The 14,416-nt window shown below is 32.2% G+C and carries 15 protein-coding genes; all 15 read left to right on the top strand.

Features of this window, described 5'->3' with window-relative positions:
- The first annotated feature begins 9 nt into the window (after nucleotides 1-9).
- The 15 genes from AC000W_RS00515 (at nucleotide 10) to AC000W_RS00445 (ending at nucleotide 14,416) form a co-directional block, all read left to right on the top strand.
- Entirely contained in the window at nucleotides 10-1,698 is a 1,689-nt protein-coding gene (locus AC000W_RS00515; RefSeq protein WP_474745129.1) for a DUF6909 family protein, read from the top strand.
- Nucleotides 1,698-2,753: a hypothetical protein gene (locus AC000W_RS00510; protein ID WP_474745128.1), complete on the top strand. Its 1,056-nt coding sequence runs from the start codon at nucleotides 1,698-1,700 to the stop codon at nucleotides 2,751-2,753. Before AC000W_RS00515 ends, AC000W_RS00510 begins: the two co-directional genes overlap by 1 nt.
- Before the next feature lie 555 nt (nucleotides 2,754-3,308).
- Nucleotides 3,309-4,109 carry a 3'(2'),5'-bisphosphate nucleotidase CysQ gene (gene cysQ / locus AC000W_RS00505; protein ID WP_474745127.1) on the top strand — a complete coding sequence of 267 codons (801 nt, stop codon included), beginning with the start codon at nucleotides 3,309-3,311 and terminating at the stop codon, nucleotides 4,107-4,109.
- Between the two features lie 11 nt (nucleotides 4,110-4,120).
- Complete coding sequence (locus AC000W_RS00500; RefSeq protein WP_474745797.1) at nucleotides 4,121-4,543, top strand: DUF2061 domain-containing protein; 423 nt, start codon at nucleotides 4,121-4,123, stop codon at nucleotides 4,541-4,543.
- Entirely contained in the window at nucleotides 4,528-5,130 is a 603-nt protein-coding gene (gene cysC / locus AC000W_RS00495; RefSeq protein ID WP_474745126.1) for an adenylyl-sulfate kinase, read from the top strand. Before AC000W_RS00500 ends, cysC begins: the two co-directional genes overlap by 16 nt.
- Nucleotides 5,123-6,028 (top strand): sulfate adenylyltransferase subunit CysD, encoded by a 906-nt coding sequence (gene cysD / locus AC000W_RS00490; protein ID WP_474745124.1) that lies wholly within the window; start codon nucleotides 5,123-5,125, stop codon nucleotides 6,026-6,028. Before cysC ends, cysD begins: the two co-directional genes overlap by 8 nt.
- A gap of 27 nt (nucleotides 6,029-6,055) precedes the next feature.
- On the top strand, nucleotides 6,056-7,309 hold the full coding sequence (gene cysN / locus AC000W_RS00485) for a sulfate adenylyltransferase subunit CysN (RefSeq protein WP_474745122.1): 1,254 nt from the start codon (nucleotides 6,056-6,058) through the stop codon (nucleotides 7,307-7,309).
- A gap of 92 nt (nucleotides 7,310-7,401) precedes the next feature.
- The gene (gene rfbB, locus AC000W_RS00480) at nucleotides 7,402-8,445 is read left to right on the top strand and encodes a dTDP-glucose 4,6-dehydratase (protein WP_474745121.1); all 1,044 of its coding nucleotides are present in this window, start codon (nucleotides 7,402-7,404) and stop codon (nucleotides 8,443-8,445) included.
- Between the two features lie 34 nt (nucleotides 8,446-8,479).
- Nucleotides 8,480-9,349, top strand: a complete 870-nt coding sequence (rfbA, locus tag AC000W_RS00475) for a glucose-1-phosphate thymidylyltransferase RfbA (protein ID WP_474745120.1) — start codon at nucleotides 8,480-8,482, stop codon at nucleotides 9,347-9,349.
- Nucleotides 9,346-9,891, top strand: coding sequence for a dTDP-4-dehydrorhamnose 3,5-epimerase (rfbC, locus tag AC000W_RS00470; RefSeq protein WP_474745119.1), 546 nt, complete (start codon nucleotides 9,346-9,348; stop codon nucleotides 9,889-9,891). The genes rfbA and rfbC overlap by 4 nt, the downstream gene beginning before the upstream one ends.
- Nucleotides 9,888-10,751 (top strand): dTDP-4-dehydrorhamnose reductase, encoded by an 864-nt coding sequence (gene rfbD / locus AC000W_RS00465; RefSeq protein ID WP_474745118.1) that lies wholly within the window; start codon nucleotides 9,888-9,890, stop codon nucleotides 10,749-10,751. The genes rfbC and rfbD overlap by 4 nt, the downstream gene beginning before the upstream one ends.
- Nucleotides 10,752-10,768: 17 nt before the next feature.
- A complete protein-coding gene (locus tag AC000W_RS00460; protein ID WP_474745117.1) occupies nucleotides 10,769-12,067 on the top strand; it encodes a flippase in 1,299 nt (432 codons plus the stop codon).
- 1 nt (nucleotide 12,068) lies between these two features.
- Entirely contained in the window at nucleotides 12,069-12,629 is a 561-nt protein-coding gene (locus AC000W_RS00455; RefSeq protein ID WP_474745116.1) for an acyltransferase, read from the top strand.
- Nucleotides 12,619-13,488, top strand: a complete 870-nt coding sequence (locus tag AC000W_RS00450) for a sulfotransferase family protein (protein ID WP_474745115.1) — start codon at nucleotides 12,619-12,621, stop codon at nucleotides 13,486-13,488. The genes AC000W_RS00455 and AC000W_RS00450 overlap by 11 nt, the downstream gene beginning before the upstream one ends.
- On the top strand, nucleotides 13,481-14,416 hold the full coding sequence (locus AC000W_RS00445; RefSeq protein ID WP_474745113.1) for a sulfotransferase family protein: 936 nt from the start codon (nucleotides 13,481-13,483) through the stop codon (nucleotides 14,414-14,416). The genes AC000W_RS00450 and AC000W_RS00445 overlap by 8 nt, the downstream gene beginning before the upstream one ends.

Raw genomic sequence — 14,416 nt, 5'->3', positions numbered from 1 at the left:
TAGAAAAGTATGAGCAAAATAAAGAATACTACAAGAGCTCAAGAATCAACAAATGCAATTGAGCGTTTGTACATTACAATGCGTCATTTGTTCAATCGAGGTTTTTATAAACCTTCGGGCGTATCTGGTGAAGCCTTAAGAAACGCATTGCTTCATTTAAGACCAGAAATTTACGGAACCATTGCAGAAGAAAAGGCAGAATTAAGCGGGTTAATTTATGTTTTAGAACGCTTGCCAAAAGGCATAGAGGAGTGTAGGTTTATAAATTTAACTTCTGATGAGGGTTTTAAAAAATCACATTTAGAACCGATTATTCCACCAAAAAGAAGAAGAAACTGTTATCGCATAGATGATGAACAAATGAACATTGAGATTACTAGGGGGCGTTCTGATATCTATGACATACTTACCCACCTTACATTTTTGTTTGTAGAATCAAAAAAAATCAGTGACAGGGTTTTAATTGAAGATACAGACAAAACCATAAGAGATTGGCAAAAACTTGAAGAAGCTATTAAAAAAGGAAAGCTTACTCAAGACCAAAAGGAGGTTGCTTTAATACATACTGCAAACATTTTAGGAAGGTCTTTTGAGGAAACCCTAGATGTTTATGGAAAATTTTCAACTAAGGAAGACCCAGAACAATTTCTTAAAATAGTTTATTGGTTGGGTAAATTGGCAATAGAAGAAGAAACTACTGGAGAAAAACGCACAATAACCTTTAGCGCTGTATTAAGAGAACGTTTAGGGCATCATATTCATGGAGAAAGATGGGCAGATACAATTAAAGAAACTCTTGCAAAACACAATCTTTTAGAAAGGCCCATTCATATCATTAGTGCTAATATGCATAGTGTAATGAATAGCTTGTTTGCAAAAAAGGCCCTTTCAAATGAGTTTAAAAATACAGATTCTCTGGAAATTTATGAGGCATTAAGCGATTCGAACAATGTCGAGTTGAGAGACAAAGTGGAGACAATTGCAAAAAAGAATGGTATGATTGCTATTGATGATATCTCTGGAACCAATATAGATGTTCAGATATTTGATATGGCCAAGTTGGGAGAAGATGTATGCTGTTATGAAATTGACAATGAGATACCAAATGAGAAAAAACCTGTTATCTTTGTAATGGACTATGCTTTTGGGGAGCAAGCCTATGAGACTATAGATGAGTTTTTAAAACCATATATAGTAAAAAAACACCCAAAAAGATTTTTAAATATAAGCTCTATTTCAATAATGGGTAAGGCGGGTATTTTAGAAGGTGGCAAAGGAGATCTTATGATTCCTTCTGCGCATATTTTTGAAGGAACTGCAGATAATTATCCTTTTGAAAATGCATTGTGTGCAGAAGATTTTAATGGACATGGGCTAAAAATTTATGAAGGAACAATGGTAACGGTTTTGGGAACGTCATTGCAAAATAAAGACATTTTAAAGTTTTTCCATGATTCTACATGGAATGTTATTGGTTTAGAAATGGAAGGCGTTCATTATCAGAAGGCAATTCAGTCAGCTTCCAAAATAAGGAAAAGCATCAATGAAAATGTTACTGTGAGATATGCTTATTATGCATCTGACAACCCTTTGGAAACGGGAAGTACATTAGCTTCTGGTGGTTTGGGAACCACAGGTGTTAAACCTACCTATTTAATTACAGATAAAATATTAACTCAGATATTCAACACTAAATAATGGCAAAACAAGTTCAACCAAAAAATCCACAACCTTCTGATGAGGTAGATTTGGGTCAGTTGTTTCAATTAATAGGAAATGGATTTAAAAGATTTTTTAATTTTATTGGAAGTATTTTTAAAGGGATATTTCACTTAATAATTCTCTTTCTTCTCTTTCTTCAAAAACATTTTTTAAAATTTGCTATTGCTGCTATCCTTGGCCTCATAGCTGGAATTTATTTGGACATACAAAAGGCGCCAAAATATATATCCACAATGGTAGTTGAACCAAACTTTAATAGCGTACAGCAGCTTTATAACAATGTTAATTTTTATAATGAATTGGCTGAAGCAAAAGACTCTGTGGCTTTGGCAGAGGCTTTAGGAATTTCAATTGAAGATGCCTCTTATATAGATAAGTTAAACGTTGAGTCGTACTCTGATGAAAATCAAAAAGTACAGCTTTTTGATAAATTTGTAAAAAGCCTAGATACTACTACACAAAAGGCAATTGACATTGAAAATTATTTAAAAAACTTCAATTCACTAGATGCTCGTTTTCATACTATATCAGTTAAGGCTAGTAACAACAGTATTGCAAAAAAAATTGAGTCTTCAATAATTAATTCTATTTCTAGAAACGAATATTTTAAGCTTCAACATAGAATTAATGAAGAAAACATAGAATTACAAGATAGTATATACAAAAGACAGTTGATAGAGATTGATTCTCTTCAACATTTGTACAAACGAGTTATGGAAAAAGAAGCAGAGAATCCACTACAAGGAACTAACATAAGGCTTGGGGAAAATGGAGGGGAGGAGAACAAGGAACTTGCTTTGATTAATCAGGTTGATAAACTAAAACAAAACCTTGTTTTGTTGAATGTTGAAAGGGCCAATAAGTCTAGTATATTAAATGTTATATCATCCTTCCCAAGAAGGGGCGTTGAGATTAAGGGTATATGGTATAGTTATAAGTTCTGGGTGCCAATTGGGTTACTTGTGCTTCTATTAATAATGTTGGGATTGTTGTCGTTAAGTACATATTTAAAAAACTACAAGAAGAATTAAAGATGAGTATATTAATTACAGAAGGCACAGGTTTTCTTGACTTACACATGTTGTATGAAGATTTGAAAAAAACCACCAGATTATAATTTCACAAAATGGATAAACTCACCTATACTATGGATAATTTAAAAGAAACATGAAACAACAGTTAATATATTATTGTATAAGGAGCTTTTGTAATTATGAATTGTTAGAGAAATTTTTGTGTTATTGGAAGTCCTCAGAGAGTATTGATAAAAGACCACATACTTCTTACCCTTATGGTGCTTCTATATCTTAATCTGATTTTATTGTATGGAGTTTTAGTTTGCTCATGACAAAAGGATTACCCAACACACGCCAAAAATCTTGCAAAATGCATTATTAAAACTTTACAATCATGAATATTCAAAATTTTGGTGTATGCCATTTCATTGATGGTGTTCATATGACTTGGGATGATTTTTGCCGTAAAAATAATCAAAGACAACGGATTAAATTCTGTCAAGACTATTAAGGAAAATAATTATTGTAGTTTAGCCAAAAGGGCAACAAACAGTGTTATAAAAATGCAATATGAAAAAATTAGAACTGCTTAAAACAGCTATTAAAGCCTCCATAGAAGCGGGAAGAAAAATTATGACTATTTATGAGCAAGAAGGTTTTGAAATAGAAACCAAAGGAGATAATTCGCCTTTAACATCTGCTGACAAAGCATCTAACAAAGCAATTATAAGTGAGTTGGAAAAAACAAACATTCCAATTATAAGTGAAGAGAACAAACAGACTGAATATAAAATAAGAAAAGATTGGTCATTGTGTTGGATTGTTGACCCTTTGGATGGGACAAAGGAATTTATAAAGAGAAATGGAGAATTCACAGTAAACATTGCATTAGTTGAGGAAGGAGTTCCATTTCTTGGAATTATATATGTTCCTGTTACTAGAGAACTTTACTATACAGGTATTGAGCTGAATGATGCATACAAAACAATCTTGAATAGAAACCATAAAATTATAGGTGAACTATTTAAAGAACAAGACAAAATATCTCAATCTGGCTCCAAAAAAAACTTAATAAAAGTTGTGGGAAGTCGTTCCCATATGAATCAGGACACACAAGATTTTATTAATAATCTTAAGAAGGAATATAAAGAAATAGAAATTGTATCGAAAGGTAGCTCCCTAAAGTTTTGCTTGGTTGCAGAGGGAAGAGCAGATGTTTATCCTAGATTTGCCCCAACCATGGAATGGGACACTGCCGCAGGTCATGCTATTTGTAGTGCAGTAGGATTAAAAGTCACTTCAAAACACACAAACAAGGAGTTAGAATATAATAAGAGCAACTTGTTAAATGATTATTTTGTTGTAAAATAATAATAGTGGGGATTAAATTACATAAAAGACATATTGCGAAAACCATTACATGGAGAATGGTAGGTACTTTGGACACAATATTCTTATCATGGCTTATAACAGGAAATCCTTTAACAGGATTGAAAATAGGAATTTCTGAAATGGCGACTAAAATGATTTTATACTATGCCCACGAAAGAGTTTGGTTTAGAATAAAATTATTGGATAGTCAAAAAAGGCATTTAACAAAAACAATTACGTGGAGAGTTGTTGGGACACTTGACACAATACTATTATCTTGGTTTATATCTGGAAATCCATTAACAGGATTGAAAATTGGTTTTGCAGAGGTGTTGACAAAGATGGTTCTTTATTATTTTCACGAGAGATTATGGTATAGAATAAATTTTGGTTTGGATAAAAGAAATAGAGCAAAAAAGTGGAAAAGAACATAATAGCCCATAATTTTGGAATAGATAGAAAAGTAAGAAGAGCTGCAAATGGCCACAATTCATTTCTTGTTTTTTTTACGGGATTGTCGGGGTCTGGAAAATCAACAATAGCAAACGCTTTGGAAGAAAAACTTTTTAACAATAAGATTAAAACGTATATTCTGGATGGAGATAATGTGCGTTTAGGAATAAACAAAGGACTTACTTTCAGTCCCGAAGATAGATCCGAAAATAATCGTAGAATAGGGGAAATTTCCAAACTCTTTATTGATGCTGGATTGCTTGTTTTAGCTGCGTTTGTGGCCCCATACAAAAAAGACCGTGAATTAATAAAAACAACGGTTGGAAGAGACAATTATATTGAAGTTTTTGTAAACACTAGTTTAGAGGAGTGCGAAAGGCGAGATGTAAAAGGACTATATAAAAAAGCCAGACAAGGAAAAATTGAAAATATGACGGGTATTTCTGCACCTTATGAATACCCTACAGACCCAGATATTGAGGTTACACACCAAAATACAATAGAGGAATCAGTAGAGATTATATATAAGAAAATCAAATTAAAACTTGAATTAATAGATAATGAGTAAATATTATTTAAATTATTTAGACGAATTAGAATCCGAAGCGATTTTTATCCTAAGAGAAGTTTGGGCACAGTTCCAAAACCCTGTGATTTTATTTTCTGGCGGAAAAGATTCAATATTAGTGACGCATTTGGCAAAAAAAGCATTTTATCCTTCAAAAATTCCGTTTCCTTTAATGCATGTGGATACAGGGCACAACTTTCCAGAAACAATTCAGTTTAGGGATGATATTATTAAAGAATTGGGAGTAGAACTAATTGTTGGTTCGGTTCAGGAATCAATAGACGAAGGAAGAGTTGCCGAAGAAAGAGGAAAAAATGCTACTCGTAATGCATTGCAGATAACAACTCTTTTGGATGCTATTGAAACGAATAAAGTTGATTGTGCTATTGGTGGAGGAAGAAGGGACGAAGAAAAGGCAAGGGCAAAAGAGCGTTTCTTTTCCCATCGAGATGATTTTGGACAATGGGACCCAAAAAACCAACGTCCTGAATTGTGGAATATATTTAATGGGAGACATTTTCAAGGGGAACACTTTAGGGCATTTCCTATTAGTAATTGGACTGAAATGGATGTTTGGAACTATATTAAACGAGAGAATATTTCCATTCCATCACTTTATTTTGCCCATGAAAGAGAAGTTGTATGGAGACAAGACACTTGGATTCCAAATTCTGAATTTTTAGTTCTTGAAGATCATGAGGAAGTGATAACCAAGAAAATTCGCTTTAGAACATTGGGAGATATAACTATTACTGGTGGAATTGAATCAGATGCAGATACTTTAGAAAAGATTGCCCAAGAAGTTTCGGGTATGAGGAAAACAGAAAGAGGTAATAGAAGTGATGACAAACGGTCAGAATCGGCCATGGAAGATAGAAAAAGACAAGGTTATTTTTAAAAAATCATTATAAAGCTACATTATATTATGTTAGATAACAATCAGTTATTGCGATTTACAACTGCCGGAAGCGTTGATGATGGTAAAAGTACACTAATAGGCCGGTTACTTTATGATTCAAAATCAATATTTGAAGACCAGTTAGAAGCAATAGAAAACACAAGTAAGAAAAAAGGCCATGAAGGGGTAGACCTAGCCTTGTTTACAGACGGTTTAAGAGACGAAAGGGAGCAAGGAATTACAATTGATGTTGCCTATAGATATTTTACAACACCCAAACGTAAGTTTATTATTGCGGATACTCCAGGACATATTCAATACACTAGGAATATGGTAACAGGAGCATCAACGTCAAATGTGGCGACTATTTTAATTGATGCTAGACACGGAGTAATAGAACAAACAAAAAGGCATGCATTTATAGCATCCTTGTTACAAATACCACATGTGATTGTCTGCATAAATAAAATGGATTTAATAGATTTTTCAGAAGAAATTTATAATAAAATTGTTTCTCAATTTGAAGAAATTTCGTCCAAAATGTTGGTAAAAGATGTGCGATTTATACCCATGAGTGCATTACTAGGGGACAATGTAGTACATAAATCAGAGAACATGCCTTGGTTTCAGGGAGCTCCAATGTTGCACACTTTAGAAACGATGCATATAAGCAGTGATACGAACAAAGTTGATGCGCGCTTTCCCGTCCAAACAGTTTTGAGGCCACAAAGAGAAGGCTATATAGATTATAGGGGATATGCAGGACGAATGGCTAGCGGTGTTTTAAGAGTTGGTGATGAAATTACGGTTATGCCTTCGGGATTTACTTCTAAAATTAAAACGATTGATACTTTTAGTGGGGAAATTGAAGAGGCTTTTGCACCGATGTCTGTTTCAGTTACACTTGAAGATGATATAGATATAAGTAGAGGAGATATGGTTGTACGGTCCAATAATAAATCCAAAGCAACTCAGGATATAGAAGTCATGTTATGTTGGTTAAACAATAAACCAGCTCAACCAAGGACAAAATATACAATTAAACACACTTCAAATGAACAAAAAGCAATGATTAAGGAAATTATCTATAAGATAGATATTAATTCATTGGATAGAAATAGTAAGGATAAGGATTTACAAATGAATGACATTTCTAAGGTCAAAATAAGAACAACAAAACCATTGATGGTAGATTCTTATAGAGATAATAGGACAACAGGGAGTATTATTTTAGTGGATGATGCAACAAATGAAACTGTAGCCGCAGGAATGATTGTGTAGAATTCTTTAATAAATTAGTTATAGCGCCTTAAAAACTTTATTTTTAAGGCGCTATTTTTTTAAAATATAGAAGCAATATTAAAAATTATTATATGAATATATTAATTACAGGGGGTGCAGGGTTTATTGGATCGCATGTAGTGCGAAGATTTGTGAAAAAGCATACAAATTTTAATATTTTTAATCTAGATGCTTTAACCTACGCTGGGAATCTAGAAAACTTAAGAGATATTGAAAAAGCACCGAATTATACTTTTCTTAAAGGAGATATAGTTGATGCTTTTTTTGTTAATGAAATTTTCACAAAGTATTCGTTTGATGCAATTGTACATTTGGCTGCAGAATCCCATGTAGATAGGTCAATAACTGACCCCTTAGCTTTTGTAAGAACAAATGTAATAGGAACAGTAAACTTATTACAGGCTGCAAAAGAGCTATGGAAAAGCAATATGAAAAACAAAAGATTTTATCATGTAAGTACCGATGAGGTTTATGGAGCATTAGGAGAAACGGGCTTGTTTACTGAAACAACTTCATATAATCCAAATTCTCCTTATTCTGCTTCAAAAGCAAGTTCAGACCACTTTGTAAGAGCATATGGCGAAACTTATGATTTACCATATGTTATAAGTAACTGCTCAAATAATTATGGTCCAAATCATTTTCCTGAAAAGTTAATACCATTATTTATAAATAACATAATCCATGAAAAACCACTACCAGTATATGGGGATGGAAATTATACTCGAGATTGGTTGTTTGTAGAAGATCATGCCGTTGCTATAGATTTAGTATTTAGTAAAGGAGCAAATTCTGAAACATATAATATAGGAGGGTTTAACGAATGGAAAAATATTGACTTAGTTAAGTTACTCTGTAAGCAAATGGATGCTAAATTAGGAAGGGAAGAAGGATATAGTGAGAAGCTAATCACTTATGTTAAAGATCGGCCAGGGCATGATTTGCGGTATGCAATAGATGCAACCAAAATAAACAAAGAACTTGGATGGAAACCATCTGTAACTTTTGAAGAAGGACTAGCAAAAACAATTAGTTGGTATTTAGAAAATGGAGAATGGTTGTCAAATGTAACCTCTGGTAATTACAAGGAGTATTATAAAAAAATGTACTCATAAATCAAATTTAAAAATAACAATATATAAGTAATACATGAAAGGAATAATTTTAGCTGGAGGTTCAGGGACAAGACTACATCCGCTTACATTATCAGTTAGTAAACAACTAATGCCAATCTACGATAAGCCAATGATTTATTATCCATTGTCAACATTAATGTATGCTGGCATCCGTGAAATTTTGATAATCTCCACGCCTAAAGACTTGCCTTTGTTTGAAGAATTGTTAGGGGATGGCAAAAAATATGGATGCTCATTTTCTTATGCCGTGCAGGAGGCGCCAAACGGTCTGGCGGAAGCTTTTATCATTGGAGCGGATTTTATTGGCAAGGATAAAGTAGCACTAATTTTGGGGGATAATGTTTTCTACGGTTCTGGCCTTGCTAAATTATTGCAATCCAATAATGACCCAGATGGAGGTGTAATATATGCCTATAGAGTACATGACCCAGAGCGCTATGGAGTTGTAGAATTTAATGATGAAGGATTGGCCATAAGCATAGAGGAAAAACCAATAGAACCTAGGTCCAACTATGCGGTACCAGGAATTTACTTTTATGACAATGATGTTGTTGAAATTGCTAAGAATATTCCTCCCAGTCACAGAGGAGAATTAGAAATTACGGATGTGAATAAGGTATATTTAGAAAATCAAAAATTAAGTGTAAGTATTTTGGACAGAGGAACGGCTTGGTTGGATACAGGTACTTTCCAATCTTTAATGCAGGCATCTCAATTTGTTGAGGTTATAGAAGAAAGACAAGGCCTCAAAATAGGCGCCATTGAAGCGGCGGCATATGAAATGAAATTTATAAGCAGAGAACAATTTATAAAACTAGCAGAACCGTTAATGAAGAGTGGGTATGGCAAAAATTTATTGGGAATACTAAATAAAAATCAATGATAGCAAAAGAAACTAAATTAAAAGGATGTTTTGTTATTGAACCCGCTGTCTTTACAGATAATCGCGGGTATTTTTTTGAAAGTTTTAATGCGCAACGTTTTAATGAAGCTATTGGGAAAAAAATTTCCTTTGTACAAGACAATCAATCTTTTTCTCAAAAAGGTGTTTTAAGGGGGTTACACTATCAAACAGGCGAATATTCTCAGGCAAAATTGGTGAGGGTATTAAGTGGTGTTGTTCTGGATGTTGCTGTAGATTTAAGACAAAATTCACCAACATATGGTAAATATGTTGCTGTAGAATTAAGCGCAAAGAATAATAAACAACTTTTTATCCCGAGGGGTTTTGGCCATGGTTTTGTTGTATTAACTGATACCGCTGAATTCTTTTATAAATGTGATAATTATTATAATAAAGCTTCGGAAGGAGGAATAATTTATAATGACCCAACTTTAAATATAGACTGGAAGTTATCATCAAATGAAATTTTAGTATCGGAAAAAGATGCCATTTTGCCAAAAATTAATGATGCAAGAATATGAAAAACGTTCTAGTAACTGGGGGTAAAGGACAATTGGCTACTTGCATTAGAGACCAAGCTTTAAATTTAACTGATTATAATTTTATTTATGTAGATTATGATGAGTTAGATATCACGAACAAAGAAGCAGTGCAATTTTTTTTTAAAAACAACAATATTTCATATTGTATTAATTGCGCAGCTTACACCGCTGTTGATAAAGCTGAAACTGACACAGTCATAGCAACACAGGTTAATATGGACGGCGCTAAATATCTAGCTGAATCATGTAAAAAATTTAATGCGGTAATTATTCAAATATCAACTGATTTTGTGTTTGATGGAAACCAATCTAAGTCATATAAAGAAAACGATTTAGCAAAACCACTGGGAATTTATGGAAAAACAAAGTTAAAAGGAGAAGAAGCTATCACATCTATTATAGCAGAACATTTTATTTTAAGAACTTCTTGGCTCTATTCAGAGTATGGCCATAATTTTTTCAAAACAATGTTAAAATTAGGGAGGGATAGAACTGAGTTAAGCATTGTATGTGATCAAATAGGAACTCCAACGTATGCCATGGACCTGGCTAAAGCAATAATAAAACTAATTACTCATGAAGAAAGAACTTACGGAATATATCATTATAGTAATGAAGGTGTTGCAAGTTGGTATGATTTTGCAAAAGCAATATTTGATGAAAGTGGGATGGATGTAAATTTAATTCCTATTAATACATGTGCTTATCCCACACCTGCGAAACGACCTGCTTTTAGTGTAATGGATAAATCTAAAATAAAAAAAAACCTAAATATTAAAATACCGTATTGGAGAGATAGCCTAATCATTTGTTTAAATAATTTTAAAAAATCACTTTAATATAATCAAATAATTTAATGAAAGACTTATTTGAACAAATTAAAGGAAGATTTTTAAGCGATCTAGGAAAAAAAAGCTTTTTTGTTTTTTTGTTTAGAATCATGGGAATGATTTTATCCTATGGGGCGATTATCTTTATTTCTAACCAATATGGTTCTGATGGTTATGGAAGATTTTCACTATCCTTTACCTTGTTACAATTGTTAACAATCCTTTTTTCATTAGGAATACCCCTCCTTATGGTGAAACTAGGAGCGGACAAGAATTTTTTTTTAAATGGCAAGCCGAAAAACAACTATATTAAAAAGGCAATTATTATCCTTGCAGGCAGCTGTATTGTAGGTTCTTTAGTGTTTTTTAGTCTAAAAAAATGGTTGGCAATTTCTGTTTTTCATGACATTGAATTAGTGCCCTACTTTAATGCAATTAATGTCTTTCTGATTTTTGTGGTATTTCATTCTTTTTTGACCGAATATTATAGAAGCCAGCAAAAATTTATAACATATGGTCTTTTTACATATACATTGCCTTATCTTTTCTTTCTTTTCTTTCTTTATGGTTTTTACAAAATGAATTATAAAGAGCAAGCTGCTATTTATGCTTATTTGTTGTCAATAACAATTTTAGTTTCTTACTTGGTTTTATTTAAGCCAATAAGACGGATTAATAATCCTAACAATTACAAATATAAACAGCTGCTTAATTTTTCATTCCCCCTTATGTTTAGCATGGCATTTATATTTTTATCTAATTGGACAGATGTTTTTATGCTTGGCTCCATGGTTTCAAAGGCAGAAGTCGGTGTTTATAATGCTGCTTATAAATTAGCAGCTATCATATTAATAATTATTAATGCTGTTAACACAGTTCTTGCCCCAAAAATAGCAAGCCTATATGCTAAAAATGAGATAAAAAAATTAAAAACTGAAGTTCAAAAAGCAACAAGAGTCATTTTTTATTCATCTACACCTATTTGGGTAATACTTGTATTTTTTAGAAAGCAGTTATTGGGGCTTTTTGGAAGCGATTATCTTATTGGAGAAAAAACATTAGTTATTATTTTATCAGGAATGTTATTAAATGCATTGTCTGGCAGTGTTGGACAAGTAATGAACATGACATCTCATCAAAAAGAAATGAGAAATTTCACCATTATTTCTGTAATTTGTAATATTGGGATGAATTATTTCTTAATAAAAATGTTTGGAATAGATGGAGCGGCAATAGCCAGTTTTATGAGTGGTTTATTATTAAATATTTTGTGCATTATTTATATAAAAAAAAGGTTGGGGTTTTACACTTTCTTAAATTATTAAAATGAATAAGATTATCACCAAACTATCTCAGAAATGCAACACAGCATTTTACAAGATGTTTTATAGAAAAACAATTAAAGCTTCTAAAGGTGCTATAATTGAAAAAGGAGTGGGCATAAAGCCTTTTTACGATTATAATAGATTAGGACTTTCTCTAATAATGAAAGATGGTTCTAAGTTGAATAAATATGTTATAATTCAAGGATCTGGTAAGATTGTTTTAGGGAAAAAGTCCTTTTTGGGCTCATACAGCATAATAGGTTGTAATGAATCAATAGTTATAGGAGACAATGTAATGATTGCCCAAAGTGTTTCAATAAGGGATACGGACCATAAATTTGATGATTTAACTACCCCAATGACCCAACAGGGAATTATTACACAGCCAATAATTATTGAAGATAATGTTTGGATAGGACACGGCGCTGTAATTACAAAAGGTGTAACTATAAGTTCAGGAGCAATTATTGGTGCCAATGCTGTGGTAACAAAGGACGTCCCTTCTAATGCTATTGTCGGTGGTGTGCCCGCTAAGCTTATAAAGTATAGAAATGAAAAATAAAATAAATTTTTTATGTGTAGGTGTTCAAAAAGCAGGAACATCAACATTGCATGATATTTTGAGTCAAAACCCATTTATAAGTCTTCCTGAAATAAAGGAAACTCATTTTTTTAGGGACGATTCTAGTTATGAATTAGGGGCTGAACACTATTTTAAAACGTATTTTGGCAAGGACGCTCAAGTTCTTGGAGAGGTTGACCCTGAGTACGCCTATTTTGAGGAAAGTGCTCAAAGGATAAAAAAAACTTTGGGAACGGTTAAAATAATTTTTCTATTAAGAAACCCAGTTGATAGATCACACTCACATTTTTTAATGACTAGGCGAAGAGGGTATGAGGAAATGAATTACTTGGAGGCCATTAAAGAAGAGAAAAATAGACTAACTTCGAAATGGAATCAAATACATTATAGTTATATATCAAGAGGAAAATACTCAGAACAAATACAGAGGTTTATAAGAGTTTTTGGGAAAGAAAATGTTCAAATATATTTATTTGAAGAATTTATAAAAAACCCTAGTAAAATGATAAAGTCAATTTCTGAGTTTATTGGAATACCCAAATATAACTATAATTACAATCTAAAAAGCAATCCAGCTTCTGAGGCAAAAAGCAAGATCCTTAGAGATTTTATATACCAGCCAAATAAAATTAAAAAATGGGGAGGGAAACTTTTTTTTTCAAAAAAAATGAAATCAAGGACAATGGTTTTTTTAAACAAAAAAAACCTAAAACCTTCAAAAAAAATAAATTTGACAGACAATCAAAAAAAACAAGTCTACAATGATTTTTTTGTAAAAGAAATAAAGTCCCTTGAGATAATACTCGACAGGTCATTGGATATATGGAAATATGAATAAAATTATAAAACCTAATTTTTTAGTGCTCGGTGTGCCTAAGGCGGGAACCACGTCTTTATTTGAATATATTAAAGAGCACCCGGATGTCTTTTTGCCATCTAAAAAGGAACTACATTATTTTTCTTATGAAATATTAAAGAACAACGTAAATGGAAAAGGGGATAAGAACGTCCTAAGAGAATTAATTAGCAGTAAAAAGGAATATTTTAAAATTTATCAGAATGTAGAAAAAGAAAGGGTTATTGCAGAAGTATCACCTTCCTATTTATACCACCTTCCATTAATTAAAAATAAAATTATTGATGAGCTAGGTAAAAACATCAAAGTCTGTATTCTTCTTAGAAATCCTGTACATAGAACATATTCAAATTTCAAGCATCAAGTTAGAATGGGATATGAAAAGGAAGATTTTAGAAACGCAATGATAAAAGAAGAGGAAAGAAAAAAAGCCCATTATGGAGATATATGGCAATATAGAAAACATTCATTGTATGCCGACCCAGTTCTAGAAGCATTCAAGGTTTTTGGCAAAAAAAATGTAAAAATTATTTTGTTTGAGAATTTTATTGATAAGCCGTTAGAGACATGCAGTACAATTTTTGATTTTTTAGGAATTGACCATACTTTTGTTCCAAATTCACTTCAAACTACATTCAATGAGGGCGGGGGCTATAATCAGGGAGTATTGAGTAAGTTCTTACTAAGACCCAATAAATTTAAAACAAGCGCAAAGAAATTTATCCCTGATACTATTTTGGCAAGTTTAAAAGAAATGAAAAACCAATTTCTTAATGAGAATCAAAAGAAATTCCCCTCAATGATTCCCAAAGACGAAGAATTTCTAAAGTCTTACTTTAAGAAAGATGTTGAGAAATTAAAGATAATATTGGGAAATAGTATGAAAGAGTGGTCCCAGTTCAAGGAATAA

This window comes from Saonia sp., assembly GCF_056326165.1.
The sequence above is the reverse complement of the archived record's forward strand: the minus strand, read 5'-3'. Positions and strand labels throughout refer to the sequence as shown.

Coding starts and splice junctions, on each gene's coding strand:
- AC000W_RS00515 (WP_474745129.1), top strand. CDS start 10: ATGAGCAAAATAAAGAATACTACAAGAGCTCAAGAATCAACAAATGCA.
- AC000W_RS00510 (WP_474745128.1), top strand. CDS start 1,698: ATGGCAAAACAAGTTCAACCAAAAAATCCACAACCTTCTGATGAGGTA.
- cysQ (WP_474745127.1), top strand. CDS start 3,309: ATGAAAAAATTAGAACTGCTTAAAACAGCTATTAAAGCCTCCATAGAA.
- cysD (WP_474745124.1), top strand. CDS start 5,123: ATGAGTAAATATTATTTAAATTATTTAGACGAATTAGAATCCGAAGCG.
- cysN (WP_474745122.1), top strand. CDS start 6,056: ATGTTAGATAACAATCAGTTATTGCGATTTACAACTGCCGGAAGCGTT.
- rfbB (WP_474745121.1), top strand. CDS start 7,402: ATGAATATATTAATTACAGGGGGTGCAGGGTTTATTGGATCGCATGTA.
- rfbA (WP_474745120.1), top strand. CDS start 8,480: ATGAAAGGAATAATTTTAGCTGGAGGTTCAGGGACAAGACTACATCCG.
- rfbC (WP_474745119.1), top strand. CDS start 9,346: ATGATAGCAAAAGAAACTAAATTAAAAGGATGTTTTGTTATTGAACCC.
- rfbD (WP_474745118.1), top strand. CDS start 9,888: ATGAAAAACGTTCTAGTAACTGGGGGTAAAGGACAATTGGCTACTTGC.
- AC000W_RS00460 (WP_474745117.1), top strand. CDS start 10,769: ATGAAAGACTTATTTGAACAAATTAAAGGAAGATTTTTAAGCGATCTA.
- AC000W_RS00455 (WP_474745116.1), top strand. CDS start 12,069: ATGAATAAGATTATCACCAAACTATCTCAGAAATGCAACACAGCATTT.
- AC000W_RS00450 (WP_474745115.1), top strand. CDS start 12,619: ATGAAAAATAAAATAAATTTTTTATGTGTAGGTGTTCAAAAAGCAGGA.
- AC000W_RS00445 (WP_474745113.1), top strand. CDS start 13,481: ATGAATAAAATTATAAAACCTAATTTTTTAGTGCTCGGTGTGCCTAAG.